Below are 26,687 nucleotides of genomic sequence, written 5' to 3'. Positions count from 1 at the left end.
GTGACACGTCCGCGCGGACGTGTCACCGGCTGGTGTGGACGCCGGTCCTCCGAGACAATGGGCCATGGGGATCATGGGACCCGAGGACGCGGGCTGGGCGGGAACGTTGCGCGAGGTCGCCGAGCGACAGCGGGCCGAGTTGGACCTCCACCTGCCCGGTTGGCCGGTCTACGGGCTGGCCGACTCGGTGGAGTCCGGCTGGTTGGCCGGTTGGTCGCGCCAGGACGGCACGGTCGTGGCGGTGGAGATCGGCTACGGGCTGCGGGTGGACGACACCTGGCTGCTGGTGGAGACCCAGCCCCGTGCCGGAGTGCTGTTCCACTCCCTCGACTGGGTCCTCGCCCTCCGGTTCGCCGCCGACGGACGGGACTACCCGGTGCCGGGGGCGTTGCCGGCGGCGTCGGACCGGGAACTGCCGGAGGCGCCCCGGTCGCGTCCGGTCGAGCTGACTGTCGACGCGACGCCGACGTCCGCACAGGTCCAGCGGGTGGACGGGTACGTGGTGTGGCGGGTCGTCCTCGACGACGTGGTGGTGACGGTGACCGGGCGGGGGATCTCGACGCTCCCCGCCCTGGTCCGTCTCACCGACCTCGGCTCGTACGCGTCCCGGCGGAACGAGGCCCTGGCGGCGCTCGCCGCCGTTGCCCGCCCGGAGGAGAGGACGTTGACCGGCCCGGACTCGACCGAGCCGCTCTGGGCCCACCACGGCCTGCTGTCGATGACGATCGCCGACCACGCGGAGAGGGCGGCGCGGCTGTTGTTGAACCGTCCCTTCGGTCAGCTACCCGCCGACTGGGGACCGCGCTGGGAGGCGGCGATCCGCCGGCAGCGGCAGCTTCGCGACCAGGGCACCGCCGACGCCCGCGACGCGGTCACCGTGATGGTCGCCCAGATCGGTGACCTCCAGGAACGCGCGCCATGGTGGCAGCGGGCCGGGTTGCGGCAACGGGCGGTCAACGAGGTGGTCTGGGTGACCGCGACCGGCGAGCAGAACGTACGCAGTGCCGCCGCGCAGCGGGCCTGGGAGGTCCACCGCGACGGCGGTCTCGACGCCTGGCAGGAGTGGGCCGACACGCAGCCGGCTCGGTGACGTCAGTCGTTGAGCACCGAGGCGAGCCGGTCGCGGAAGCGTCGCTCGGCGTCGCTGACGGTGTCGCCGCCGAGGCCCAGGATGCCGCCGCTGGGGGCCGCCGACACCACCTGGTCGGCGATCTCGACGAGCCAGTGCTCGTACGCGCCGACCTCGCCCTCGTGCACCTTGTTCCCGAGCAGGGTCACGGCGGTCTTGGCCCGCAGCAGCACGTCGTCGATCATGGCCTGCGGATCGTCGGGCTCGATCACCGGCAGTTCCTCGCCGGTCTCCGGGTCACCGGCGCGGGCGATCACCTCGCCGGCCACCGCGGCGACCAGCGGGCTGGCCGACTCCCGTCCGGCGGAGATCGCCTCCAGGCCGGCGGCGCTCTCGTTGCGGGTGCGCCGGGAGCCGTTCGACTCGGCCGCGCTCGCCGCGGTCAGCACCGCCTGCGGCAGGCCGACGAGCAGCCCCCACTCCTCGTCGGAGAAACCGAGCTTGGTGAATACCGGCTGGTCGGTCACGGCATGCCCCTTTCGCGTACGTCGATCAACAAGCGAGGCCCGGCGGTCGGCATCGGTCGCCGCACCGGGCTGAGTCGGATCAGGTGACAGGTTAGATCAGGTTGGTGCTACGCCGTGTTACCCCCACGGGCGTTCGCCCAACCCGGTCTCTCGGGCAGGTCAGCGACCGCCCTTACCGAACATCGAGCGGATCGCCGCGATCAGCAGAAGTGCACCGAGTACGGCACCGAGCAGTCGTACGCCGGGAACGTCGTACCAGCTTGTTTCCTGCGCGGCGAGCGGAATCTGACCCATCCGAGCATTGTCGTACGGCTGCCGGAACGGCGCATCCCGCTAATAGAAAGGTTTATTGACTATTTCCTGGGCCGGTGTGACCATGGCAGCACGCGCCGCGACCGGACCGGCGCGTATTCACTGTGGATAACGGGGGGTACGGAGCCTGATGAGCACACCGACGGGCGGCCTTTCGATTCTGGCCGCGGCGGTCCTGCAACCGGGTTTCGAGGGCAGTGCCGCTCCGCCGGACTGGGTGCGCCGCTGGCTCGGTGAGGGGCTCGGTGGGGTCGCCCTCTTCGCCCGCAACGTACGCGACGCCGAGCAGGTTTCCGCGCTCACCGCCGCCCTGCGGGCCGAGCGGTCGGACGTGCTGGTGGCGATCGACGAGGAGGCCGGTGACGTCACCCGGTTCGAGTCGCAGCTCGGCAGTTCCCGGCCCGGCAACCTCGCCCTCGGTGCGATCGACGACCCGGACCTGACCGAGCGGGTGGCCCGTGACCTCGGCGTCGACCTGGCCGCCGCCGGAATCACCCTGAACTACGCACCGGTCGCCGACGTCAACTCCAACCCCGACAACCCGGTCATCGGCGTACGCGCCTTCGGGGCCGACTCGGCCCTGGTGGCCCGCCAGACCGCCGCCTGGGTACGCGGACTCCAGTCCGCCGGGGTCGCCGCCTGCGCCAAGCACTTCCCCGGCCACGGTGACACCAGCGTCGACTCGCACATCGACGTACCCCGGATCGGGGCGACCCGCGAGCAGCTCGACGCGGCCGAGCTGCCGCCGTTCCGGGCCGCGATCGACGCCGGGGTGCAGGCCATCATGACCGGGCACCTGCTGGTCCCGGCGATCGACGGACAGTGGCCGGCGACCCTGAGCCGCCGGGTGCTCAACGGCCTGCTCCGGGAGGAACTCGGCTTCCAGGGTGTGGTCATCACCGACGGGATCGAGATGCGGGCCGTCGCCGACCGCTACGGACTGGAGGCGGTGGCCGTACGCGCCCTGGCCAGCGGGGTCGACGCGATCTGTGTCGGTGGCGACCACGCCGACGAGGAGACCGCCCGCCGGTTGCGGGACGCGATCGTGGCCGCCGTGGTCAACGGTGAGCTGCCCGAGGAGCGACTGGTGGAGGCAGCCAAGCGGGTCGGCCAACTCGCCGCCTGGACCGCCGCCGCCCGCGCCGACCTGCCGGCGGGTGCCGGCTCCGGGCCGGACGGGTCGGTCATCGGGCTCGCGGCCGCCCGACGTGCGGTACGGCTGACCGCGACCGCCGACGCCGTCGCGCTGCCGCTGGCCGGTCCGGTGCACGTGGTGGAGTTCGCCCCGCCGCGCAACATCGCGATCGGCGCGGAGACGCCCTGGGGGCTGGCCGAACCGCTGGCCGCGTTGCTGTCCGGCACCACCTCGGTCCGGCTCACCGCCGAGGACCTGCCGACCGGTGACCGGCTGCCGTCGTCCCTGCTCGCCCCGGCGGTGGGCCGCCCGCTGGTCCTGGTGGTCCGGGACCTGCACCGGCACGACTGGATGGCGGCGACCGTGGCCCGGGTGTTGGCGGTACGACCCGACACCGTCGTGGTGGAACTGGGCGTGCCGGAGCTGGTCACCGGTCGGCTCCACCTGTCCACGTACGGCGCGACCCGGGCCGGTGCACGCGCCGCCGCCGAACTGCTCGCCGGTCGCTCCTGAGGGGACGGTCGGGACCTCGTCCGGGCCCGCGTTCGTTGGCGCGGGGGCCGGATCCACGGGTCGGATCCGATCGGTGTCAGTCCATACCGGAATCAATCCAATCTTTACGAAGGGTGCCCCCACCTTCACGTCGAGTCGCGGTATTGTCCGTCCGGTGACCCCTCGCTGGCAGCGGGCCGCGACGATGCCGTCCTGGATTCGCTGGCTTCCGTGCTCCTTTGTCTATCTGACCGTCGTCCCCGGCCCGGTGCCGTTCCGTCGCTCGGCCTGGCACGGTCTCGTGCCCTGGGACGACGCGCTCTGGTGCGATCCCGGTGACGTGGAGGAGTGGGTGACCCGATCGCGGCACCGCCATCCGCGCCGGGAGGCCGTCCACGCGGAGTTGCACGCGCGCCAGCACTACGACTGGCTGGTCGAGGTACGCGGCGCGCGGATCGAACTGTTCGGCGAGATGTGCCGGCGCCGGGACCTGCCGATCCCGCACACCGTCGGTGAGCTGCTGCCCTGTCTGGCCGGGTTCGGCCTGTTCGAGATCGTCCACGACGGCGCCACGGACGACCCGTGGGTACGACCCCGCCTCGACCAGGATCCGCTCGACGTGCTGCCGCTCTCGGTCGAGGAGCGGGAACTCGAGATCCGCGCCCAGCGCGACGACCGGGCGGTGCTGGTCGCCATCGCGGTCCGCCGGCTGGCCCAGCGCACCCGGCGGCGGTGGCGGCGGCGGATGGTCAGCACCGACCTCGCCGGCCTGGCCGAGGTAGCCGGTCTGCCGGTGGAGCAGACCCGGCAGGGCCTGACCGACCTCGGCGGCATCGCGGACCTGGAAGTGGACTGGCGCGGCGGCGACGGCCGGGTACGCCTGACCGTGCCCTGGCCCGACTTCCGGTCGCGGTTCCCGTTCAACGAGCTGCCCGCACCGGAGCACGCGGTCTGACGCGGCCCGCGCACACCCGTCAGCCGCGCGGGCTCAACCGGTCCAGCTCGGTGAGCAGCCGGTCCACCTCGTCGGCGGTGTTGTAGTGGTAGACGCTGGCCCGTACCGCACCGCCGGTGTCGCGCAAACCCATGGTCTGGAAGTACTCGTAGGCGTAGTAGTCACCGGCGGAGACGCAGATCCCGAGCGCACCGAGGGCCGCCGCGGTCTCGGCCGGTGCCTGCCCGGCGACCCGGAACGAGACCGTGGGCCAGCGGTGCCGGGCCGAGCCGTAGACGGTCACCGCCGGCAGTCCGGCCAGCCCGGTCAGCAGCCGCTCGAAGATCGACTCCTCGTACGTCCGTACCGCGGTCAGGCTGGCCCGCAGCCGCGCCGGACGGTCGGCGGGCGTGGCCGGGTCGGCGACGCCGGCCAGTTCGGCCAGCCCGGCGAGGTGGTCGACGGCCGCCCGTACCCCGGCGAGTAGGGGGAAGCTCGGGGTGCCGAACTCGAACCGGTCCGGAGCCGCGTCCGGCGACGGGATCAGCTTCGCCGGCCGCAGCGGCTCCCACACCCCGGGCGCGGCGACAACGGCGGCGAGGTGCGGGCCGGACCACTTGTAGGCGCTGGTGACGAAGAAGTCCGCGCCCAGGTCGGCCAGGTCCGTCGGGGCGTGCGGGGCGGCGTGTACGCCGTCGACGTAGACCAGGGCGCCGGCCGCGTGCGCGAGCTTGGCGATCGCCGGTACGTCCGGCACGGTGCCGATCGCGTTGCTGCCCCCGGTGACCGCCACCAGGCGGGTCCGTTCGGTGATCAGATCGGCGTACTGGTCGACCGGCAGCTCGCCGCTGTCCCGGTCGAACTCCGCCCAGCGTACGGTCGCACCGGCGGCCTCGGCTGCCTGTGCCCAGGGGCGGACGTTGGAGTCGTGGTCGAGCCGGGAGAGCACCACCTCGTCGCCCGGCCGCCAGTTCCGCCCCACCGTCCGGGCCACGGTGTACGTCAGCGCGGTCGAACTCGGCCCGAACACCACCCCTTCGGGCACCCCGCCGACCAGGTCGGCGATCGCCGCTCGGGCCTGCGCGACGTACCCGTACGCCCGCTGTCCGGGTACGAACGCGGTGCTCCGGTTCGCCACCGCCGTACGCATCGTCTCCGCCACCGCGTCGGCGACCCCGGCGGCCACCTGGCTGCCCCCGGCCCCGTCGAAGTGCAGGTAGCCCTCGGCGAGAGCGGGGTAGGCGGCCCGTACCCGGGCGATGTCGTACGGCATGTCAGGCACGATATCCGGTCGAAGATCGTCGCGGCGAACGCGCTCGGTCGCATCACTCTCGTACCCTTGTGAGGGTGAATAGCCCCCGCAGGTATCCCAGAATGACGTATGTCCGTCGAATCACCGGTCTTGCCGCTGGTCTCGCTCTCGGTGCCGCCCTGCTCGCCGGCTGTAGCTCCGAGGGTGCCTCCACCGACTGTGGCATCGACCAGTGCACGGTCACCTTCGAGCGCGGCGTCGAGGCGAACGCCTCGATCCTCGGAGTCAACGCCAAGCTGGTCAAGGCCGAGGGCGACCAGGTCACCCTCGAGGTTGGCGGCGAGCAGCTCACCCTGACCACGGGTCAGCAGGCCACCGAGATCGGCGGCATGGCGGTGACCCTGGAGAGCGTCACCGACCAGCAGGTCCAGGTACGGATCGGCAAGCTCTGATCTCGTAGCGTCCGCTCCGGTGGCGTGCGGTGGCGGTTGGGGTGACCCCGGCCGCCACCCGGCCTCTTGGGCGGTGTGTGGTGGGCGACGTTTGGAAATCGCGCCTTCCGGTCAATGACAGGTCCATGTCGATGACCCGTGGCGCCGAAGCCACCGCCTCCCGTGCCGCCTCCCGCGCCGCGAACAGCCCCGCCCTGGCCGCACTGGCTCGGGCCGGGTTCGTCGGCTACGGGATCGTCCACCTCCTCTTCGCCTGGCTGGCCCTGCAGATCGCCTTCGGCAAGGCGGCCGACGACGGGGACCAGTCCGGCGCCCTGCGTACCCTGGCCGAACAGCCGCTGGGCCGCTTCCTGGTGATCGCGATCGCCGTCGGCCTGCTGGCCATGGCGATCTGGCAGGCCTTCGAGGCCGCCATCGGACACACCGAGGACCGGGGCCGTGAGCGGGTGCTGGAGCGTGTCGCCTCCGCCGGCCGTACGATCGTCTACCTCTACTTCGCCTGGACCGCGTACCAGGTGTTCAACCACGCGAACTCGTCCAGCGCGGACAAGCAGCAGGCGCTGACCGAGGAACTGATGGCCTCCTCCGGGGGGCGCTGGCTGGTCGGTGTGGCCGGGCTCGCCCTCGCCGCGCTCGGCATCGGGCTGGTGATCTACGGGGTGAAGAAGCGGTTCGAGAAGCACCTGATGACCGGCCAGATGAGCCCGCAGACCCGGACGCTGAGCCGCCGGCTGGGCGTCGCCGGTTACAGCGCCAAGGGCATCGCGTACGGCATCGCCGGGATCCTCGTGGTGACCGCCGCGGTCACGTACGACCCGGACCGGGCCCGTGGTCTGGACGCCGCGCTGCACACCCTGCGCGAGCAGTCGTACGGCACGCTCCTGCTGTCGCTGGTCGCGCTCGGCATCGCGGCGTTCGGGGCGTTCTGCTTCGTGCAGGCGCGGTATCGCAAGGTTTAGCCCGAATAGAACTGGCTAGGTTGGGCAAACTACTGCAATTGCTCAGAGGTCGAGCCACCCGTACCGCCTGACCGGTGTTCCCCCGCAGGCCGGCGCCAGCCGCCAGCCCCGCGCGGGACACCGGTCAGCTCTGCGTGTTGCCGGCCGGGTCCCAGGGGAGAAAAGTCGTGCCGGACGTGCCCGAATACGCCGAAACCCTCGCCGCCGCGCTGGGTGCCGCGGCGATCGCCCTGCTGGTGGCCGAGGTGCTCTACCGCCTGCTGCACTGGCTCGGTCGACGCTCGCTGTTACTGGTCGAGCTCTCCGAACACGGGCACCGGCCGTTCCAGCTCGCCGGTACGGTCTTCGCCGTACAGGTCGCGATCCGGGGCAACACCGACTACGCGGTGGGCGACACCTGGCGCGAGGTCCTGCTGCACCTGCTGGTCCTGGGCATCATCGCCGGCGCCGCGTGGCTGGTGGGTGCCGTACTGCTGGCCGCCGAGGACACCGCCCTGGCCCGGTTCCGCGTCGACGTACCGGACAACCGGCAGGCCCGTCGGATCAAGACCCAGGTGGTGATGCTGCGCCGGGTCACCATCGCGGTGATCGTCGTGCTCTCCGTGGGCGCCGCCATGATGACCTTCCCCAGCGTCCGGGGTGTCGGCGCCAGCGTGCTCGCCTCCGCAGGTGTGATCGGCGTGGTCGCCGCGCTGGCCGCGCAGACCGTGCTCGGCAACGTCTTCGCCGGTATCCAGCTCGCCTTCAGCGACGCGGTACGCCTCGACGACGTGGTGGTGGTCGAGGGGGAGTGGGGACGGGTGGAGGAGCTGACCCTCAGCTACGTGGTGGTCCAGATCTGGGACGACCGGCGACTGATCCTGCCCACCTCCTACTTCACCAGCAAGCCGTTCCAGAACTGGACCCGTACCCGGGCCGCGGTCCTCGGTACCGCCGAGTTCGATGTGGACTGGTCGGTCCCGGTCCAGCAGATGCGCGAGGAACTGCGTCGGCTGGTCGAGGGCACCGAGCTGTGGGACGGGCGGGTCTGCGTCCTGCAGGTCACCGAGGCCACCGGTGGCCTGGTCCGGGTACGGGCCCTGGTCAGCGCCGCGGACGCGCCGAGCCTGTGGGACCTGCGCTGCCTGGTCCGGGAACACCTGGTCGGCTGGATCCGGGACCAGCGCCCGATCGCCCTGCCCCGTACCCGGGCCGAGGTCGGCGACGCCAACGGTGGTTTCGACTGGCAGGGTGTCCAGCCCCCGGTCCGGGTCGGCCCGACGCCGGCCGCCGAGGCTCCCGACGACGCCCGGGTCTTCGGCGGCAGCGACGACGGCGACGCGCGCAGCAGCACCTTCGTCGGACCGGACGAACCGGTCGATGCCAACTCACCGAGGAGCTAGGCGGACGTACCCGGCGGTCGGCAGGCACCCCTTCCTGTGCCGAATCGGCAACGAGGGACCCTTCCTTCCCTCAGGGTGGGAGGGGACGAACTTTCGCCGAACAGGATTGCCCGGGTGGGATTCGGGGCATTCAGGTCGGCAAGCGGATAGGGGGACACCATGGCCGACCTGCGTGACGGCAAGGTCACCCGGCCGGTGGCCGAACAGTCGGTCGCCGAGCTGGTGCAGCACGGGACCGAGCAGGTGTCGAAGCTGGTCCGCGACGAACTGGCCCTGGCCCGTGCCGAACTCGCCCAGAAGGGCAAGCACGCCGGGATCGGCGTCGGGCTCTTCGGCGGCGGTGGTGCGCTCGCCCTCTACGGACTCGGCGCGCTGGTCGCCACGGCCATCCTGGCGCTGGATCTGGTGCTGCCGGCCTGGGCCGCGGCTCTGATCATCGCCGGGGTGCTGTTCATCGGCGCCGGCCTGCTCGCGCTGATCGGCAAGAGTCAGGTGACCCGGGCCGTGCCGCCGGTGCCGAGCGCCGCGGTGAAAAGCGTGCGCGCCGACGTCGACACGGTCACCGCTGCGGTCAAGGACAGGGGACAGCCATGACATTGAGTAATGGCCACGGCGACCACGAAGCGTTGCGGGATGAAATCCGGCAGACGCGTGCAGAACTGGCGGAAACGGTCCAGGCGCTGGCCAACAAGGCGGATGTCAAGGCGCGCATCAAGGGCTCCGCCGCCCAGGTCACCGGCCGCCTGCGCGGGCAGGCCGGGCAGGTTCGGGCGCAGGCCGGGGAGCGGGCCGACGAGGTCCGCTCGTCGGTGTCCGAGGCGAACCGGGCGATCCGTCGCCGGCCGGTGCCGTGGGGTGCCGGCGTACTGGCCGCCGCGACCCTGGCGGCGGCGATCGCGTACCTGGTGGTGCGGCGGTCGCGGCGATGAGCGGGGGCATCGGACGGGCCGCGTACAAGCCGGTCGGGCTGCTGCTCGGGATGGGTGCCGGTGTGTTGGCGGGTGCCCTGTTCCGGCAGGTCTGGAAGGTGACCGCGGGCGACGGCGAGGCACCCGACGCCATCGACGAGGACCGGGGCTGGGTCGAGATCCTGGCCGCCGCGGCGTTGCAGGGGGCGATCTTCGCGGTGGTCCGGGCCGCGGTCGACCGGGGCGGTGCGATCGGCGTACGACGGTTGACCGGTAGCTGGCCGCAGTAAGTCCCCGATCGGTGCCGTCCTTTGGTACGGCTTGCCCCACTCGCGACGCTATGCGAACCGTTGTCAATGGTGCCGAAGTAGTCCTATGCCCCGCCACCGGATCGCTCTCGGTATCCGGCAGGTGCTCCTATCGCCACCGCCGGTAACGACAAGCGGGTACGACGATGCGTGAAGGGATCCGGTCGGCTCGTTCGGCCGAGCATCATGGACTCCCGGCGTGTACGCAGCGTGTTGCCGTACAACGCTCTGACCGGGCGATCGTCGCTCCGACAACGCGCTCGCGATCGATCGCCGGACGAAGAAGTCACGGGCGTTCAGGTCACATGTCGGAGAATATCGTCGGGTAGGCTGTGCGAAGTTTTTGCGTACGTGGTTTGCTGTTCCCCGCTGTTAGAGACAGCGGGGTTGAGAAGTCTCCCTCTGTGGGGGCCGCTCAGGCGCCGCTGCTCGAAAACGGCCAACCGGCCGCACGGCGTGCTCGGCCGCCAGTTTAGAAGGAGATACACATGGCGCAGGGAACCGTGAAGTGGTTCAACGCAGACAAGGGCTTCGGCTTCATCACCGTCGACGGCGGGGGTGCTGACGTGTTCGTCCACTTCTCGGCGATCCAGTCCAGCGGCTACCGCACGCTGGAGGAGAACCAGCGGGTGGAGTTCGAGATCGCTCAGGGCCAGAAGGGCCCGCAGGCTGAGCAGGTCCGCCCCATCTGATTCATGACGGCCGGCCGCCGCCGGCCCTGTATTTGATCCCTCACCGGATCGACGTCGAGCCCCGTGACCAGCAGTGGTCACGGGGCTCGACGCATTCCACGGGCTACCAGCGGTTGTGCACCTGCGGGCGGATCAGCTCGTCGTAGACGGCGTTGACGCCGGCCAGCGTCTCCGCAGGCAGGGGTGCCAGGTCGGCCGCGGCGACGTTGCCCCGGGCCTGTCCGGGATTGCGAGCACCCGGGATGACCACGGTGACACCCGGCTGGTCGATGACCCACCGGAGCGCGAACTGGGCCATCGTCGCCCCGGACGGGACCAGTGGCCGCAGGCGCGCGACGGCGTCCAGGCCGACGGTGAAGTCGACTCCGGAGAAGGTCTCGCCGACGTCGAACGCCTGGCCCTGCCGGTTGTAGTTGCGGTGGTCGTCGGCGCCGAAGCTGGTGTGCTCGTCGTACCGGCCGGAGAGCAGGCCACTGGCCAGCGGTACCCGGGCGATGATGCCGACCCCGGCCTGCGCCGCGGCGGGCAGGACCCGCTCCAGGGGCTTGAGCCGGAACGCGTTGAGGATGATCTGGACGCTGGCGGTTCCGGGCCGGGAGATCGCCGCCAGGGCCTCTTCGACGGTCTCCACGCTCACCCCGTACGCGGCGATGCGCTTCTCCTCGACCAGGGTGTCGAGGGCGTCGTAGACCCGGTCGTCCCGGAAGACCGGCGTCGGCGGGCAGTGCAACTGCACCAGGTCGAGCCGGTCGACGCCGAGGTTGGTCCGGGACCGGTCGGTCCAGGCCCGGAAGTTGTCCAGGGTGTATGCCTCGGGGACCTGCGGCACCCGCCGGCCCATCTTGGTCGCCACGGTCAGCCCGGAGTTCGGGCGCTCCCGCAGGAACCGGCCGATGAGCTGCTCGCTGCGGCCGTCGCCGTACACGTCGGCGGTGTCCAGGAAGGTGACCCCGGCCTCGACGGCCGTGGCAAGGATCTCGAGGGCCTCGTCCTCGCCGACCGTGCCCCAGTCCGCGCCGAGTTGCCAGGCGCCGAGCCCGACCACACCGACCTCACGCCCCAATCGGGGGAAGCTGCGCTTTTCCACGAACGGGAGCCTAGACCCCCGGGGCTGACGGGACGGCGTCCTGCCCCTATTCTTCAACAAGACGTACGTACGGTTTGGAGGCCGATGATGTGGGACCCGAACACCTACCTGCGGTACGGCGACGAACGCTCCCGCCCGTTCCACGACCTGGTCGCCCGGGTGCCCGCGGACCGGCCGAGGACCGTGGTCGACCTCGGCTGCGGCCCCGGCAACCTCACCGTGACCCTGCGGGAGCGCTGGCCACAGGCCCGGATCAGCGGGTTCGACTCCTCGCCCGAGATGATCGACAAGGCGCTCGGGCTGGGCTCCGGCGCCGACTTCGCGGTCGCCGACGTACGCGACTGGGTCCCGGACCCGACGGTCGACGTGGTGGTCTCCAACGCCGTACTGCAGTGGGTGCCGGGGCACGAGGCACTGCTGCGCCGCTGGGCCGGGGAGTTGCCGGCCGGATCGTGGCTCGCCGTCCAGGTGCCGGGCAACTTCGACGCGGCCTCGCACCGGGCCCTGCGGGCCGTCGCCGCAGACCCGCGCTGGAGCGAGCAGATGCGCGACCTGCTCCGGTCGGCACCGGTGCTCGACGCGGTCGGGTACGCCACCCTGCTGACCGGCGCGGGGTGCGCGGTGGACGCCTGGGAAACTACCTACGTGCACCTCCTGCCCGCCCGTGACGTGGTCGACCATCCGGTGTTGAGCTGGATGGAGGGGACCGCGCTGCGACCGGTCCGGGCCAGCCTCGGCGGCGACACCACCGCGTGGGCCGACTTCCGAGCCGCGCTCAACCGGCGACTCGCCGAGGCGTACCCGGTCCGGGACGGTCTGGTGTACTTCCCGTTCCATCGCCACTTCTTCGTCGCCCGGACCGGCGCCCACGCCGTGACCGGCGCACCACCCGCAGTTAGGAAGAACCCGTGACCGACCTGTCGGCCTTCATCGCCGGACTACCCAAGGTGGAACTGCACGTACACCACGTCGGTTCCGCATCACCGCGGATCGTGGCCGAACTGGCGGCCCGGCACGAGGGGCGTACCCCGGTGCCCGCCGACCCGGCCGCGCTCGCCGACTACTTCGCCTTCCGCGACTTCGGCCACTTCATCGAGGTCTACCTGAGCGTGGTCGACCTGATCCGGGACCCCGACGACGTACGGATCCTGACCTTCGAGGTGGCCCGTGAGCTGGCCCGCCAGGAGGTCCGGTACGCCGAGCTGACCATCACCCCGTACTCGCACGTGAAGCGGGGGATCCCGGCACCGGCGTTCTGTGAGGCGATCGAGGACGCCCGCAAGGCCGCCGCCGCCGAACTCGGGATCGAGCTGCGCTGGTGCTTCGACATCCCCGGCGAGGCCGGACTGCCGGCCGCCGAGGAGACCCTCCGGATCGCCCTGGACGAGCGCCCGGACGGGCTGGTCAGCTTCGGCCTCGGCGGGCCGGAGGTCGGGGTGCCCCGGCCGCAGTTCAAGCCGTACTTCGACCAGGCGCGGGCGGCCGGACTCCGCTCGGTCCCGCACGCCGGCGAGACCACCGGCCCGGAGACGATCTGGGACGCCCTGCGGGAGCTGGGCGCCGAGCGGATCGGGCACGGCATCTCCGCCGCCCGGGACCCGCAACTGCTGGAGTACCTGGCGCAGCGGCAGATCGCGCTGGAGGTCTGCCCGACGTCGAACGTACGTACCCGCGCTGTCCGGGTCATCGAGGAGCACCCGCTGCCCGCGCTGGTCGCGGCCGGGGTGCTGGTCACCGTCAACTCCGACGACCCGCCGATGTTCGGCACCACCCTGGAGCAGGAGTACGCCGTCGCGGCCAACCTGCTCGACCTCGGCCCGGACGGGGTGGCCGCGCTGGCCCGCAACGCGGTCACCGCGTCCTTCCTGCCGGCGCCGGAGCAGCAGCGCATCATCACCGAGATCGACGGTTACCTCGCCACCAGCGGCGCCTGACCCGACCGTACCCGCCCCGCTCCGGGAATGTCGGACGAGGAAAAGGGGCTGGCCCGGCGCGGGGTGCTGCGGGCGGCCGCACCGGGCCAGCGTTCGTGGGCGGAGGCCACGGCGCCGGGCCCGACCGAGGGGTGGTCGGGCGGCGCCGTGGCGTCGCCGAGCTGGCGCGCGCGACGGGACGGGTGTGGGGGACCGAGTCCCGCCGCGCGCACGATTTCCCGCCGGACCGCGTGGGGAAAGTGATGGTCCGGCGGAACTGGATGGGATCGGTGCCAATCCTGCCAGCGCCCGCCACCGTGTACTGCGCGGTTAATCCAGACCTAAGCTGAACTTGAAGATTTCTTACTGATTTCCGGTAAGGCACCGGACACCAGCCCTCCACAGTGGAGGGTCGGCATCCGGAAACCGGTGGACAGTGGACGGCGGGGTGAAGGTGACTCGGCGGCGCCCGGTACGGGCAACCGGCGGCCTCAGTTCTCCGTACCGCCGGATTTTGCCTGGCGGCGGCCCTTGCCGTCGCGTTCCCGGGCCAACCGGCCGACCAGCCCGAACCGGCTGACCTGACGTGGCGTCGCCTCGGGATCGGTGAGCAGCATCACGACGCTGGCCCCACCGAGCCGGGCCCGGTCGATGCTGACCGAGCCGTTCGCCTGCAACGCCACCCGCCGGGCGATGTCCAGCCCCAGGCCGGTGGAACCCCGGTCGCTGGCGCCCCGGCGCAGGGCCCGGTCGGGGTTGGCGATGCCCGGCCCGGCGTCGTCGACCCGGACCGCTATGTAACCGTCCCGTCGGGACACCGCGACCTCGAAGGCCGTGCCCTGCGGGGTGTAACGGAACACGTTGCCGAGCACCGCGTCCAACGCCGCGGCCAGCTCGGCCCGCGGCACCGGCACGGGAATGCGCAGCTGGGCGCCGCTGATCCGGTGCGGCCGGTTCTGGTCACCGGCGAGCGCGGCCCAGAACACCATCCGGTCCCGGACCACCTCGCTGACGTCGCACATGCCCGGTTCGGTCTCCTGCACGACCGTCTTGCGGGTCGTGTTGATCAGCACGTCGATCTCACCCTCCAGGGTGACGATCGCCTGCCGGATCCGTCGGATCGTCCGGCGCCGGTCGAGTTCCGCCTCGCTGAACGACCCCACGCTCGTGTCGTCGGAGTCGAGCGCGTCGGCGTCGAGCCGCAGCACGGTCAGCGGCGTACGCAACCGGTGCGACAGGTCGGCGACCAACTCGCGCTCGTCGGTCCGGGAGGTGACCAGACGGTCCGCCATCCGGTTGAAGGCGTACCCGGCCTCGGCCAGCTCGCGCGGGCCGCTCGGTTCGATCCGCAGGTCGAGGTCGCCGTCGCCGACCGCGAGCGCGGCCTGCACCAGTCCCCGGGCGGACGCGACCGCCCGGCCGGCGAGCCGGTCCACCACGATCACCGAGACCACCACCAGCCCGATCGCGATGGCGATCAGCGTGAGCCACCGACCACCGGCCCCCGGCTCCAGGGCGGAGGAGGGGATGAAGACCTCGACCACCGCGACCCGGTCGCCGAGCGACACCGGTTCCAGCCGGACCACCCCGCCGTCCACGTCGGCGATGACCAGCTCACCGCTGGCGCGGGCCCGGTCGACGTCGTCCTCACTGGCCCGTGGGGTGCCACCGGTCTCCAGACCGTGCACCACCGGCCGGTCGGCCGGACCGTCGGCGAACTGCCCGATCACCTGGGTGAGCAGCGTCGGATCGGCCCCTGCGGCCAGCGCCCCGACGACCACCGCGGCGTGCCGCCCGGCGTCGGCGAGCGCGTGCTCCCGCGCCTCCTGCTGCAACGACAGGCCGAGCGGGATGAGGAAGGCGAGAGCGACGATCGAGGTCATGCCGGCCCCGAGGTAGGCCAGCGCCAACCTCAGTCCGGTGCCACCAACCGGAACCCGACCCCCCGCACGGTGCGCAGGTAGCGGGGTTTCGCTGCGGACTCGCCCAGTTTGCGACGAAGCCAGTACAGATGTACGTCGATTGTCTGATCCTCGCCGACCGATGGCTGCCGCCATACCTCCTCCAACAGTTCCCGGCGGGACACTACCCGGCCCGGTCGTGCCGCGAGATAGGCCAGCACGTCAAATTCCTTCCGGGTCAGCGCGAGTGGCACGCCGTCCAGCAGTGCACTGCGTTCACCCACGTCGACCCGCAGGCCACCGACCTCGTGGACCGCGGGCGCCACCGTACGGCTCGCCCGGCCGGCCCGGCGCAGCACGGTGGTTATCCGGGCGTCCAGGTGCGCGCCGGTGAACGGCTTGACCATGTAGTCGTCCGCCCCGGCCCGGAGCAGCCGGACGACCGACTGCTCGTCGTCGCGGGCGGTCGCGATGATGATCGGCACGTCGGTGATGCCGCGCAGCATCCGTAACGCGTCCGCCCCGTCCAGGTCGGGTAGTCCGAGATCCAGCACCACCAGGTCGGGGGTTTCGGCGGCCACCCGACGCAGGGCGTCGAGAGCCGTACCGACCGCGTGCACCGCGTGCCCACGATCGGCCAGGGAGCGCAGCATCGCGCCGCGCACGACGTGGTCATCCTCGACCAGGAGCACCGTGGCCACGTGAGCACCGTACTGCCCCTGGCAAGTGCGGCGGATTGCGCCCACGTGCCTTTTGCCGGCATGCTCCCCGTACCATGTCCTTCGTACTTGTCGATGACGCGCGACTTGCCCTGGCTAGGGACAGTCTGGCCGGTCTGTCGGTGGGCGACGCCCTCGGCGCGCAGTTCTTCGTTCCCGGCTCCGGCGTGTCGCCCTGGCGCGACACCCCGCCGGAGAGTCCGTGGGTGTGGAGCGACGACACGGAGATGGCCTGCTCGGTTCTTGCCGTCCTGGCCCGGCGCGGAACGATCGACCGGGACGAACTCGCCGAGTCCTTCGCGGCCCGGTACGACCCCGGTCGGCGCTACGGTGCCGGCGCGGTCGAACTGCTCGAACTCATCCGTGCCGGTACGCCGTGGCCGGTCGCCGCCGTGTCCGCCTTCGACGGCCAGGGCTCGTACGGCAACGGGGCGGCGATGCGGGTCGCCCCGTGCGGTGCGTACTTCGGTGACTCGACCGGTCGGGCGGTGGCGCAGGCGACGGCCTCGGCCGAGGTGACCCACGCGCACCCGGAGGGGATCGCCGGTGCGGTGGCGGTGGCGGTGGCCGCCGCGCAGGCCGCCCGTGCCCGGCTCACCGGGTACCGGCCGGAGCCGGACCGGTTCCTCGCCGCGGTGGCTGGTCCGCTCGACCCCGCCGGTCGAGTGTGGCGCGGCATCCAGCGGGCGATCACGGTCGGTGACCGTCCGGTGGTGGAGGTCGCCGACGAACTGGGCAACGGGAGCCGGATCAGCGCCGCGGACACCGTCCCGTTCTCCGTCTGGGTGGCGGCCAGGTACCTCGACGACTACCCGACGGCGATCCGTGCCTGCGTGGACGCCGGTGGCGACGTGGACACCACGGCGGCGATAGTCGGCGGCATCGTCGCCACGTACACCGGGGTGGGCGTGCCGGGCGGCGTGCCGGCCGACTGGCTCGCCGCCCGCGAACCGCTGCCCGCCTGGCTACCCTGACCGCCGCCGTCCGGTGGCGTACCACTCGGGGAAGGCGGCGAGAGAGCGGTCAGGGCAGGCGGAGGACCCAGCGGTAGGCCTGGACCATGCCGGTGTCGAAGCCGGCGGCCGATCCCCACAGGAAGAGCCGGAACCGGCGGTAGAGCGGCTCACCCCAGTTGTTCACGATCTCGTCCCGGGCGTCGTCCAGCCGGCTGGCCCACTCCCGGCAGGTCAGGTAGTAGTTGTGCCGGTCGTCGGTCACGCTCAGTAGCTCGAACGGCGACCGGGCGACGTGCCGCAGGTACTGGTGCAGCAGCAGCGGGGCCGACGCGCCGGGGTAGATGTAGCGCTTGAGGAAGGTCGACGCGGCGTGCTTGCGCCGCATCGCCAGCGCGTCCAGGTAGACCCGCCCGCCCGGCTTGAGCAGCTCGGCGTACTTGCGCAGGGTGGTGCGGTAGTCGGGCAGGTGCTCGGTGACGCCCATGTTGACGATCGCGTCGAAGCGCTGGTGGGGGGAGTAGTTGAAGATGTGCTCGCGGACGACCCGTACCGGCAGTTGCTCGCGGTTGAACAGGTCGACCAGGTACCGCTCCGACTCCTTGGCCAGCGTGGTGGTGGTGACGTTGATCCCGCGCCGGGCGGCGTGTTCGGAGAACGCGCCCCAGCCGCCGCCGACCTCCAGGACGTGGTCGCCGGGGCCGACCCCGATCGCCTCGATCGCGAGGTCCATCTTCCGGGTCATCGCGTCCTCGAGCGGCTCGTCGTCCGAGGCGAAGACACCCTCGGTGTAACACCGGTGCCGGGTGTCGAGGAAGGTGAGGAAAAACGCGGAATCCTCGTCGTAGTGGTGGGAGATCGAGCGCCGGTCGTCCTCCCGTCGGCCCCGGACGAGGGCCGGCAGGAACCGGCCCATCCAGGCGATCGGGTGGAAGTCGGTGAAGAATCCGCGCATCCGCAGCGCCGCGGCGAGGTCACCCTCGACGTCGAGCCAGCCCTGGAGGTACGCGACCGCGACGCCGAACTGGTCGAGCCCGGCCAGTGCCTTCGCGCCACGGGGGTCGCTGATGGTGATGGTGAACTTCGGGTCACCGGTGCCGAATAGGTGTGCCGGCGCGCCGGCGTCCGCCACCGCAAACGGCATTGCCGGTTGGGCGGCGAAAAAGGTCTCGTACCTGCGCTGGAGCGCGCTGACTAAGTCCGCGGGTGCCACCGCGCCAATCTAACGCCGCAGTCGCGTCGCTGGGAGGCGTAAAAGCAGGACCGATAGCATCGGATAGCCGATCCACGGGCGATGCCCGTTATGTCTTAATTGAAGGAGTACACCGTGTCCGCATCCCGTACCCCTGTCGTGGCTGACCCGGTCGTCGTCGCGGCCGGGACCACGGCGGCCGACGCGGTGGCCGCGGCAGGTCTGCCGGCGGCCGGCCCGAAGGCGATCGTGGTCGTCCGGGAGGTGACCGACGACGGCACCGGCCAACTGCGTGACCTCGACTGGGCACCCGAGGTCGACACCGCCGTCGAGCCGATCAGCCTGGACTCCCCGGACGGGCTGAAGGTGCTGCGCCACTCCACCGCGCACGTCCTGGCCCAGGCCGTACAGGACATCTTCCCGGAGGCGAAGCTCGGCATCGGCCCGCCGATCGAGAACGGGTTCTACTACGACTTCGACGTGGCGAAGCCGTTCCAGCCCGAGGACCTCGAGAAGCTCGAGAAGCGGATGCAGGAGATCGTCAAGTCCGGGCAGCGGTTCCGCCGCCGTCGCTTCGACACCCTGGACGCCGCCCGTACGGAGCTGGCCGACGAGCCGTACAAGCTGGAGTTGATCGAGGTCAAGGGTGCCGGCGACTCGGCCGGTGGGGCCGGACTGGACGCGGGCGAGGTGATGGAGGTCGGTGCCGGTGAACTCACCATCTACGACAACGTCGACGCCAGCACCGACAAGGTCTGCTGGTCCGACCTGTGCCGTGGACCGCACCTGCCCACCACCCGGCTGATCGGCGCGTTCAAGCTGATGCGCTCCGCCGCCGCGTACTGGCGCGGGTCGGAGAAGAACCCGCAGCTCCAGCGGGTGTACGGCACCGCCTGGCCGACCCGGGACGCGCTCAAGGCGTACCTGAAGCTGTTGGAGGAGGCCGCCCGGCGCGACCACCGCAAGCTCGGCTCGGACCTCGACCTGTTCAGCTTCCCCGACGAGATCGGCTCGGGCCTGGCGGTCTTCCACCCCAAGGGCGGGATCATCCGGCGGGAGATGGAGAACTACTCCCGGCAGCGGCACGAGCGGGCCGGGTACGAGTTCGTCAACACCCCGCACATCACCAAGGGCCACCTGTTCGAGACCTCCGGCCACCTCCAGTGGTACGCCGACGGCATGTACCCGCCCATGTCGGTCGAGGGCGCGGACTACTACCTCAAGCCGATGAACTGCCCGTTCCACAACCTGATCTACCGGGCCCGGGGTCGCTCCTACCGCGAACTGCCGCTGCGGCTGTTCGAGTTCGGCTCGGTCTACCGGTTCGAGAAGTCCGGCGTGGTGCACGGCCTCACCCGGGTACGCGGCATGACCCAGGACGACGCGCACATCTACTGCACGAGCGAGCAGATGGCAGGCGAGCTGAAGTCGCTGCTGAGCTTCGTGCTCGACCTGCTGCGCGACTACGGCCTGGACGACTTCTACCTGGAGCTGTCCACCCGTAACCCGGAGAAGTCGGTCGGCACCGACGAGAACTGGGAGAGGGCCACCGAGGCGCTGCGGTCGGCGGCCGAGGAGTCCGGGCTGGACCTGGTGCCCGACCCGGGCGGCGCGGCGTTCTACGGCCCGAAGATCTCGGTGCAGGTGAAGGACGCGATCGGCCGTACCTGGCAGATGTCCACCATCCAGGTCGACTTCAACCTGCCGGAGCGCTTCGGTCTGGAGTTCCAGGCCTCCGACGGCAGCCGGCAGCGCCCGGTCATGATCCACCGTGCCCTCTTCGGCTCGATCGAGCGGTTCTTCGGGGTGCTGACCGAGCACTACGCCGGGGCGTTCCCGGCCTGGTTGGCGCCGGTGCAGGTGGTCGGCATCCCGATCCGGGAGGAGCACTCCGGCTACCTGGCCGACTTCGTCGAGGCACTGCGTGACCAGGGCATCCGGGCCGAGGTGGACAGCTCCGACGACCGGATGCAGAAGAAGATCCGTACCGCCCAACAGCAGAAGATCCCGTTCATGGCGATCGCCGGCGACTCCGACGTCGAGGCGGGTTCAATCTCCTTCCGCTACCGCGACGGCTCCCAGCGCAACGGCATCCCCCTGGCCGAAGCCGTCGCCCACGTGGTCGACGTGGTCCGCTCCCGCACCAACACCGGCCCCTCCGCCGACCCCACCCCCACTGCCTAACCCCCACCCCCACCCCACCCCACCCCGCCCCGTCGCGTTGATCATGAAGTTAGCGACACTGGAGAAGATCGAAAACGCGCTAACTTCATGATCAACGCCCTGGGTGAGCGGGGGTGGGGCATTGACGGGGGTTGTTGGGGTTCGTAGTCTGCCCTGGGGAGGAAAGCCCTTTCCTAGACCGGGGTGGTGTGCGCGTATGCGACGTAGGACTCTGCTTGCGGCTGGGCTCGCCACCGGGGTGGGCGTTGCCGGGCCGCTCACGCTCGGGCGGGAGGCGTGGGGGTGGCCGGGGCCGTACCTGACGGTTGCCGCCGACGGGAGTGGTGACGTGACGAGCATCCAGGCCGCCGTCGACCTGGTGCCGGCCGGAAACCCGTCGACCTTCACCATCAAGATCAAACCTGGCCGGTACGTCGGCCAGGTGATCATCCCCGCCGACAAGCCGTACCTGGTCTTTCGTGGTCAGGGCGCCGACCCGGGCCAGGTGGTGATCGTCGACAACCGGGCCAACGGCACGCCCCGCCCCGACGGCGGCACCTGGGGCACCTCGGGCAGCGCCTCGGTCACCATCTCCGGAGCCGACTTCAGTGCCCGCAACCTCACCTTCGCCAACGACTTCGACGAGGCGGCGAATCCCGGCACCAGCGGCGAGCAGGCGGTGGCCGTACTGACCCGGGCGGATCGGCTGGTCTTCGACAACTGCCGGTTCCTCGGCAACCAGGACACCCTCTACGTGAACAGCCCCGACGTGGCCACCTTCAGCCGCGCCTACTTCCGCAAGTGCTACGTCGAGGGAGACGTCGACTTCATCTTCGGCCGGGGGACCGCCGTCTTCGACCGGTGCGAGATCCGCTCACTCGACCGCGCATCGACCACCAACAACGGGTACGTCACCGCGGCCAGCACCGACACCGCCAACCCGTACGGCTTCCTCTTCGTCGACAGCAAGTTCACCGGCACCGTGGCGCCCGGCACCGTCTACCTCGGCCGCCCCTGGCACCCGAGCAACGATCCGCTCGCCATGGCCCAGACGGTGATTCGGGACAGCACCCTCGGCGCCCACGTCAACCCGGCCCCGTGGACCGACTTCGGCACCTGGTCCTGGCGCGACGCCCGCTACGCCGAGTACCGCAACCGTGGCCCCGGTGCGGCCTCCGGAACCGACCGGCCGCAGCTCACCGCCGCGCAGGCCGCCGCGCTGACCCCGAGCGCCTACCTGGCAGGTACGGACGGGTGGGATCCGCGACGCTGAACGTAGGATCACCGGTGTGACAGGGGCGGCGCGGCACACGGACACCGGATTGTCGGACGGGTTGGATCGGCTCTGGACCCCGCACCGGATGACGTACATCTCCGGGCAGGACCAGCCGGCCGAGGGGTACGAGAAACCGTCCGGGTGCCCGTTCTGCCTGGCACCGGGCAGGGAGGGCGACGACAGCCTGGTGGTCGCCCGGGGCGAGCGGGTCTTCGTGGTGCTGAACCTGTACCCGTACAACCCGGGGCACCTGCTGGTCTGCCCGTACCGGCACGTGGCCGACTACACCGAGCTGGACGCCGAGGAGACCGCCGAACTGGCCGACCACACGCAGACCGCGATGCGGGTGATCCGCAAGGTCAGCAGCGCGCACGGTTTCAACATCGGGATGAACCAGGGCGGGGTGGCCGGTGCCGGCATCGCCGCCCACCTGCACCAGCACGTGGTGCCCCGGTGGGGCGGCGACGCCAACTTCATGCCCGTGATCGGCCGGACCAAGGTCCTGCCCCAGCTGCTGACCGACACCCGCAACCTCCTCACCACCGCCTGGCCGTAACGGACCCCGGTGGCGTCAGCGGCAGCGACCGGCGGGTGCTCCCGAACGGGTGCCACCGCGCGAGATGGTGCGGGCGGTCCGGTCAGACCATTTCCCCCCGCTCGACCCGTAGCGGGACCTCCCTGGCGGAGATGGTGTCGCCGGCCTCGGGGTCGCCGGAGGTGGTGATCGCGCAGATGTCCCCGGCGACGCAGGCGGACACCTCGCGCAGCGTCGTGCCGAGCGGGGTGTGGAGGCGTTCGATCTCGATGTCGGGGTGGTCGCGTCCGGCCGTCCCGGGTGCGGACACGTGCACCCCCTGATCGGGGCGGAGCGTGCCGGAGAAGACCCGGACCAGGGACATCCGCTCGGCGTACCCGTCGGCGGTTGTGGTGACCACCTCGGCGACCAGCGGGCCGTCCGGGTCGCAGGGCAGCGGCGGCCGGGGCGAGCCGTCCACGCCGGTGACCACGGGCGGGTCGTGCTCCAGCGGCGAGGGGAGGGCGGAGGTCAGCACCTCGATCAGGGCGTCGAGCCCAACGCCGGTCTCGGCGCAGACCGGCACCACCGGGTGGAGGTGTCCGCGCGCGACCGCGGTCTCCAGGTCGTCGATGAGTACGTCGACGGCGATCTCCTCGCCATCGAGGTAGCGGTCCAGCAGGGTTTCGTTCTCGCTCTCGGCGAGGATTCCCTCGATCAGCTCGTCGCGGGACTCGCCGATGGCGGGTACGTGCTGCGGGTCGGGGTCGCGTACGTCCGCCGGAAGGCCCTCGGAGTAGTCGAAGACCCGGCGGGTGATGAGACCGAGCAGACCGGCCACCGACACGCCGTCGTCGCCGAGCATCGGCAGGTACAGCGGAGCGACGTTGTCGCCGAAGAGCCGCTGGCACAGTGCCACCGCCTCGTCGAAGTCGGCCTTGGGGTGGTCCAGCCGGGAGACGGCGACGGCGCGGGGCAGGCCGACCTCCGCGCACTCCTCCCAGAGGTCGACCGTGGTCGCGTCCATTCCGCCGGCCGCGGAGACGACGAACAGGGCCGCGTCGGCCGCGCGCAGACCGGCCCGCACCTCGCCGAGGAGGTCGGCGTCACCGGGGGTGTCCAGCAGGTTGACCTTGATCCCGTCGTGCCGGAACGTCGTGCAGGCGAGGGCGGCGGAGCGCTGCTGGCGTACGGTCGCGGGGTCGTGGTCGGTGTTGCCGTCGGTGTCCGTACCGGCCCGGGTGATCGTGCCGGTGGCCGCGAGCAGCGCCTCGACCAGGGTGGTCTTGCCGGCCCCGGAGTGGCCGACGAGGACCACGTTGCGGATGTTGGCGGGTTCGTCCGCCATCGGCGCGAGGCCGGTGCCGCCCTTGTCCTGACTCTTCTGCGCCATCGGGCGCACCTCCCTCTGCCGGTGGCTGGTCGCTGACGACACGCCGCTGGCCTGCGACGACATGCCGGTGGTTGGTGGTGGGCGCCGCGATGGCGACCGGGTGGAACCGCAGCGGGGCGGGTCCCGGCGGGAAGCGGCCCGGGTGCCTCGCGGCGATTTCCTGGGGTAGCCTGCCGGATGCCGGGAACATGACGTTTCGTTACGTTACCCAGCTCACGTTCCCATACGCGGTCCACGCCCGCGGCGGACGGTACACAACCCCACGCCGGCAAGTGACACCACCGGGCTTACCACGATCGGCGCGGCGACCGTTATCGTGAGACCGCCATGGCGAAGATCTTCCAAGTATCTGCCCGCGCGGGCCTGACCCGCGTCATCGAACCGGTCGCCCGCGCGCTGCTGCGCCGCGGCGTGACCCCCAATGCGGTAACGGTGACGGGTACCGTCGGGGTGCTGATCGGAGCCCTCGGCTTCGGCGCCCGCGGCTACCTCGTCACCGGTGCCATCATCGTCACCTTCTTCGCGCTCACCGACCTGCTCGACGGGACGATGGCGCGGATGTCCGGTGGCTCCACCAAGTTCGGCGCCTTCCTCGATTCGAGCATGGACCGGGTGGCCGACGGTGCCGTCTTCGGGGCGGTGGCCTTCTGGCTCGCCAGCGAGGGTGACCAGTGGGGAGTGGCCGGCGCGCTGGTCTGCCTGGTCGCCGGTGGTGTCGTCTCCTACGTGAAGGCGCGGGCCGAGGGGCTCGGGATGACCGCGAACGTGGGCATCGCCGAGCGCACCGAGCGCCTGATCATCGTGGGTATCGGCGGCATCCTCGATGGTGCCGGGGTCCCGCACGCGCTGACCGTCGCGCTCTGGCTGCTGGCCGCGGTGTCGGTCTTCACCGTCGGACAGCGGATGACCCACGTCTACCGCCAGGCGGCCCAGCAGGCACAGCCGGCCCAGCCGACCGAGTCGAGCGTGGACCGGTGAGGCGGATGATCGGACCGAGTGCCGGGATCGTGGTCGGGTGAATCTGGTCGAGCTGGGCTATCTGGCCGGCTGGCGGATCACCCGTACGGTGCCCAGGCCGCTGGCCGCCGCCGTGTTCCGGCTCGGCGCCGACCGGGCGTACCGGCAGGGTGGCCCCGGGGTGAAGCGGCTGGCGAACAACCTGCGCCAGGTCGTCGGCCCGGACCTGCCGCAGGCCGAGTTCGACCAGCTCGTACGGCGTGGGCTGCGCTCGTACGCGCGTTACTGGCTGGAGCTGTTCCGGCTGCCGTCGCTGTCGCACGCCCAGCGGCTGGCCACGTTCGAGCTGGTCGGGACCGAGATGCTGGCCGCCGACGTGGCCGCCGGGCGGGGCGCGGTGATCGCGTTGCCGCACGGGGGCAACTGGGACGCGGCCGGTGCCTGGGTCGCGGCGATGGGTTGGCCGATCACCACGGTCGCCGAGCGGCTCAAGCCGGAGGCGATCTACACCCGGTTCCTGGAGTTCCGTCAGGGGCTCGGCATGGAGATCATCCCGCTCACCGGGGGGCAGCAGCCGCCGTTCGACGTCCTCGCCGAGCGGGTGCGTCAGGGGCACGTGGTGCCGCTGCTCGCCGACCGGGACCTGACCCGTCGGGGGATCGAGGTCCGGTTCTTCGGTGCCCGTACCCGGATGCCGGCCGGTCCGGCCCTGCTCGCCCTCAGTACGGGGGCCCCGCTCTACGTCGCCTCGATGTGGTACGAACCGGACAAGGCGCTCGCCGAGCTGATCGGCCCGCTGAAGTTGCCGGACCCGGACAGCGGCACCCTCACCGAGCGGGTACGGGCGCTGACCCAGGACATTGCCGACCATCTCGCGGCCGGTATCGCCCAGCATCCGGAAGACTGGCACATGTTGCAGCGGATGTGGTTGGCCGACGGGGATCGGGCACCCTCGGACCCGGTGACACCAGCCGCCCCCGGGCCGGCCTGAGGGGGAGGGCGCAAGTGCGGATCGGCATCGTGTGCCCGTACTCCTTCGACGTGCCGGGCGGGGTGCAGAACCACATCATGGATCTGGCCGAGGCCCTGATCGGTCTCGGACACGAGGTGAGCGTGCTCGCCCCGGCGGACGAGGACTCCCCGCTACCGGCGTACGTGGTGACGGCGGGCCGGTCGGTGCCGTTTCCGTACAACGGGTCGGTGGCCCGGATCACCTTCGGCCCGGTTTCGACCGCCCGGGTACGCAGGTGGATCGCCCGGGGCGATTTCGACGTACTGCACGTGCACGAGCCGCTGGCGTTGAGCCTGTCGCTGCTGGCCGTGATGTCGGCGCGGGGTCCGGTGGTGGCGACCTTCCACACCGCGATGACCCGGTCCCGGGCGCTCGCCGCGGCGCAGGGCATGCTCCAGATCGTGCTGGAGCGGATCACCGCCCGGATCGCGGTCAGCGCACTGGCCCGCAAGGTGCAGGTGGAGCACCTCGACGGCGGCGCGGTGGAGATCCCCAACGGGGTGGCGGTGGCGAAGTTCGCCGACGCCGAGCCGTTGCCGGGGTGGCCGGGGGAGTGCGCGCCCGGCACCGGCGGCACGATCGGTTTCCTCGGCCGGTTCACCGAGCCGCGCAAGGGGTTCGCCCTGCTCCGGGAGGCGTTCGTGGCGCTCGCCGCGGAACGCCCCGGCCTGCGTCTGCTGGTGGCCGGGCCGGGCGAGCCGACCGAGCTGATGGAGGACGTCCCGGCGGAGCTGCGCGATCGGATCACCTTCCTCGGCCTGGTCTCCGAGGCGGACAAAGCACGCATGCTGCGCAGTGTGCACGTTTACGTCGCACCGAACACCGGTGGTGAGTCGTTCGGCATGATCCTCACCGAGGCGATGGCCGCCGGAGCCGCCATCGTCGCCAGTGACCTGGACGCGTTCCGCCGGGTGCTGGACGGGGGCCGGGCCGGGCAGCTCTTCCCCACCGGTGACGCCCAGGCGCTGCGTCGTACGCTCGTCGAACTGCTCGACGACCGGGAGCGCCGGGCGGCCCTGTCGGCCTGCGCGCGGGAGGTCGTGGCGATGTTCGACTGGCCGATGGTTGCCCGCCGGGTTCTGGAGGTATACGCAGCTGCGATCGAGGCCACCGACGGACGGGTGATCGACCAGGAGTGGGTGGGGCCACGCTGAGCCGGGACGGCGGTCGGCTCGCATGCAGGTG

At 71.3% G+C, this 26,687-nt stretch carries 26 protein-coding genes and 1 pseudogene; 19 read left to right on the top strand and 8 right to left on the bottom strand.

All coding sequences use genetic code 11. The features are described 5' to 3' along the window. The first annotated feature begins 64 nt into the window (after positions 1-64). The gene (locus tag OIE47_RS01025) at positions 65-1,090 is read left to right on the top strand and encodes a hypothetical protein (RefSeq protein ID WP_326559566.1); all 1,026 of its coding nucleotides are present in this window, start codon (positions 65-67) and stop codon (positions 1,088-1,090) included. Between the two features lie 2 nt (positions 1,091-1,092). On the opposite strand, the gene OIE47_RS01020 is transcribed toward OIE47_RS01025, so the two are convergent. Then, the gene (locus OIE47_RS01020; RefSeq protein ID WP_326559565.1) at positions 1,093-1,596 is read right to left on the bottom strand and encodes a hypothetical protein; all 504 of its coding nucleotides are present in this window, start codon (positions 1,594-1,596) and stop codon (positions 1,093-1,095) included. A gap of 159 nt (positions 1,597-1,755) precedes the next feature. Continuing rightward, complete coding sequence (locus OIE47_RS01015) at positions 1,756-1,890, bottom strand: hypothetical protein (RefSeq protein WP_326559564.1); 135 nt, start codon at positions 1,888-1,890, stop codon at positions 1,756-1,758. Positions 1,891-2,038: 148 nt separating this feature from the next. Here OIE47_RS01015 and OIE47_RS01010 point away from each other — a divergent pair, with 148 nt between their 5' ends. Both OIE47_RS01010 and OIE47_RS01005 read left to right on the top strand, forming a co-directional pair. Continuing rightward, positions 2,039-3,556, top strand: coding sequence for a glycoside hydrolase family 3 protein (locus OIE47_RS01010; protein ID WP_326559563.1), 1,518 nt, complete (start codon positions 2,039-2,041; stop codon positions 3,554-3,556). A gap of 154 nt (positions 3,557-3,710) precedes the next feature. Continuing rightward, positions 3,711-4,490: a hypothetical protein gene (locus tag OIE47_RS01005; protein ID WP_326559562.1), complete on the top strand. Its 780-nt coding sequence runs from the start codon at positions 3,711-3,713 to the stop codon at positions 4,488-4,490. Positions 4,491-4,509: 19 nt separating this feature from the next. On the opposite strand, the gene OIE47_RS01000 is transcribed toward OIE47_RS01005, so the two are convergent. Continuing rightward, positions 4,510-5,742, bottom strand: a complete 1,233-nt coding sequence (locus tag OIE47_RS01000) for a cysteine desulfurase-like protein (RefSeq protein WP_326559561.1) — start codon at positions 5,740-5,742, stop codon at positions 4,510-4,512. Between the two features lie 101 nt (positions 5,743-5,843). Between OIE47_RS01000 and OIE47_RS00995 the strand changes: the two genes are divergently transcribed. The 7 genes from OIE47_RS00995 to OIE47_RS00965 all read left to right on the top strand — a co-directional run bounded on the left by OIE47_RS00995 (position 5,844) and on the right by OIE47_RS00965 (position 10,422). After that, entirely contained in the window at positions 5,844-6,173 is a 330-nt protein-coding gene (locus tag OIE47_RS00995; RefSeq protein WP_326559560.1) for a hypothetical protein, read from the top strand. A gap of 125 nt (positions 6,174-6,298) precedes the next feature. Continuing rightward, positions 6,299-7,132 (top strand): DUF1206 domain-containing protein, encoded by an 834-nt coding sequence (locus tag OIE47_RS00990; protein WP_326559559.1) that lies wholly within the window; start codon positions 6,299-6,301, stop codon positions 7,130-7,132. A gap of 176 nt (positions 7,133-7,308) precedes the next feature. Continuing rightward, on the top strand, positions 7,309-8,514 hold the full coding sequence (locus OIE47_RS00985) for a mechanosensitive ion channel family protein (RefSeq protein WP_326562963.1): 1,206 nt from the start codon (positions 7,309-7,311) through the stop codon (positions 8,512-8,514). 159 nt (positions 8,515-8,673) lie between these two features. Beyond that, on the top strand, positions 8,674-9,108 hold the full coding sequence (locus OIE47_RS00980; RefSeq protein WP_326559558.1) for a phage holin family protein: 435 nt from the start codon (positions 8,674-8,676) through the stop codon (positions 9,106-9,108). Next, a complete protein-coding gene (locus tag OIE47_RS00975) occupies positions 9,105-9,443 on the top strand; it encodes a DUF3618 domain-containing protein (RefSeq protein ID WP_326559557.1) in 339 nt (112 codons plus the stop codon). The genes OIE47_RS00980 and OIE47_RS00975 overlap by 4 nt, the downstream gene beginning before the upstream one ends. Beyond that, positions 9,440-9,712, top strand: a complete 273-nt coding sequence (locus OIE47_RS00970) for a DUF4235 domain-containing protein (protein ID WP_326559556.1) — start codon at positions 9,440-9,442, stop codon at positions 9,710-9,712. Before OIE47_RS00975 ends, OIE47_RS00970 begins: the two co-directional genes overlap by 4 nt. Positions 9,713-10,218: 506 nt before the next feature. After that, complete coding sequence (locus tag OIE47_RS00965; RefSeq protein WP_091424054.1) at positions 10,219-10,422, top strand: cold-shock protein; 204 nt, start codon at positions 10,219-10,221, stop codon at positions 10,420-10,422. A 103-nt stretch (positions 10,423-10,525) separates the two neighbouring features. Here the strand turns inward: OIE47_RS00965 and OIE47_RS00960 are convergent, their stop codons facing one another. After that, positions 10,526-11,509 carry an aldo/keto reductase gene (locus OIE47_RS00960; protein ID WP_326559555.1) on the bottom strand — a complete coding sequence of 328 codons (984 nt, stop codon included), beginning with the start codon at positions 11,507-11,509 and terminating at the stop codon, positions 10,526-10,528. Between the two features lie 87 nt (positions 11,510-11,596). Between OIE47_RS00960 and OIE47_RS00955 the strand changes: the two genes are divergently transcribed. Then, positions 11,597-12,421: a trans-aconitate 2-methyltransferase gene (locus tag OIE47_RS00955; RefSeq protein WP_326562962.1), complete on the top strand. Its 825-nt coding sequence runs from the start codon at positions 11,597-11,599 to the stop codon at positions 12,419-12,421. Then, on the top strand, positions 12,418-13,443 hold the full coding sequence (locus OIE47_RS00950) for an adenosine deaminase (protein ID WP_326559554.1): 1,026 nt from the start codon (positions 12,418-12,420) through the stop codon (positions 13,441-13,443). Before OIE47_RS00955 ends, OIE47_RS00950 begins: the two co-directional genes overlap by 4 nt. A 470-nt stretch (positions 13,444-13,913) precedes the next feature. Here the strand turns inward: OIE47_RS00950 and OIE47_RS00945 are convergent, their stop codons facing one another. Further along, positions 13,914-15,305, bottom strand: coding sequence for a HAMP domain-containing sensor histidine kinase (locus tag OIE47_RS00945; RefSeq protein WP_326559553.1), 1,392 nt, complete (start codon positions 15,303-15,305; stop codon positions 13,914-13,916). A 29-nt stretch (positions 15,306-15,334) separates the two neighbouring features. Then, complete coding sequence (locus OIE47_RS00940) at positions 15,335-16,024, bottom strand: response regulator transcription factor (protein ID WP_326559552.1); 690 nt, start codon at positions 16,022-16,024, stop codon at positions 15,335-15,337. A gap of 74 nt (positions 16,025-16,098) precedes the next feature. Here OIE47_RS00940 and OIE47_RS00935 point away from each other — a divergent pair, with 74 nt between their 5' ends. After that, the gene (locus OIE47_RS00935) at positions 16,099-17,016 is read left to right on the top strand and encodes an ADP-ribosylglycohydrolase family protein (protein WP_326559551.1); all 918 of its coding nucleotides are present in this window, start codon (positions 16,099-16,101) and stop codon (positions 17,014-17,016) included. Positions 17,017-17,065: 49 nt separating this feature from the next. On the opposite strand, the gene OIE47_RS00930 is transcribed toward OIE47_RS00935, so the two are convergent. Continuing rightward, complete coding sequence (locus tag OIE47_RS00930; protein WP_326559550.1) at positions 17,066-18,208, bottom strand: class I SAM-dependent methyltransferase; 1,143 nt, start codon at positions 18,206-18,208, stop codon at positions 17,066-17,068. A gap of 114 nt (positions 18,209-18,322) precedes the next feature. On the opposite strand from OIE47_RS00930, the gene thrS reads away from it, so the two are divergent. From thrS to OIE47_RS00915, 3 genes are all read left to right on the top strand, one after another. Beyond that, positions 18,323-20,371: a threonine--tRNA ligase gene (thrS, locus tag OIE47_RS00925; protein WP_326559549.1), complete on the top strand. Its 2,049-nt coding sequence runs from the start codon at positions 18,323-18,325 to the stop codon at positions 20,369-20,371. 196 nt (positions 20,372-20,567) lie between these two features. Next, a complete protein-coding gene (locus OIE47_RS00920) occupies positions 20,568-21,623 on the top strand; it encodes a pectinesterase family protein (RefSeq protein ID WP_326559548.1) in 1,056 nt (351 codons plus the stop codon). A gap of 16 nt (positions 21,624-21,639) precedes the next feature. After that, positions 21,640-22,182 carry an HIT family protein gene (locus tag OIE47_RS00915; protein WP_326559547.1) on the top strand — a complete coding sequence of 181 codons (543 nt, stop codon included), beginning with the start codon at positions 21,640-21,642 and terminating at the stop codon, positions 22,180-22,182. An 88-nt stretch (positions 22,183-22,270) separates the two neighbouring features. On the opposite strand, the pseudogene OIE47_RS00910 reads toward OIE47_RS00915, so the two are convergent. Then, positions 22,271-23,533, bottom strand: a pseudogene (locus OIE47_RS00910) (GTP-binding protein); the annotation flags it as partial. Between the two features lie 327 nt (positions 23,534-23,860). Between OIE47_RS00910 and pgsA the strand changes: the two are divergent. Genes pgsA through OIE47_RS00895 form a run of 3 tightly spaced genes read left to right on the top strand, consistent with a single transcriptional unit; the run spans position 23,861 to position 26,656 of the window. Further along, positions 23,861-24,511, top strand: coding sequence for a phosphatidylinositol phosphate synthase (gene pgsA, locus OIE47_RS00905; protein ID WP_326559546.1), 651 nt, complete (start codon positions 23,861-23,863; stop codon positions 24,509-24,511). Positions 24,512-24,548: 37 nt separating this feature from the next. Then, complete coding sequence (locus OIE47_RS00900; RefSeq protein WP_326559545.1) at positions 24,549-25,481, top strand: phosphatidylinositol mannoside acyltransferase; 933 nt, start codon at positions 24,549-24,551, stop codon at positions 25,479-25,481. A 14-nt stretch (positions 25,482-25,495) separates the two neighbouring features. After that, positions 25,496-26,656 carry a glycosyltransferase family 4 protein gene (locus OIE47_RS00895; protein ID WP_326559544.1) on the top strand — a complete coding sequence of 387 codons (1,161 nt, stop codon included), beginning with the start codon at positions 25,496-25,498 and terminating at the stop codon, positions 26,654-26,656. Positions 26,657-26,687: the final 31 nt, after the last annotated feature.

Origin of the sequence: Micromonospora sp. NBC_01796, from assembly GCF_035917455.1 — a bacterium.
Lineage (GTDB): Bacteria > Actinomycetota > Actinomycetes > Mycobacteriales > Micromonosporaceae > Micromonospora_G.
Note: the sequence above shows the minus strand (reverse complement) of the source record. Positions and strands in the feature narration are given on the sequence as shown.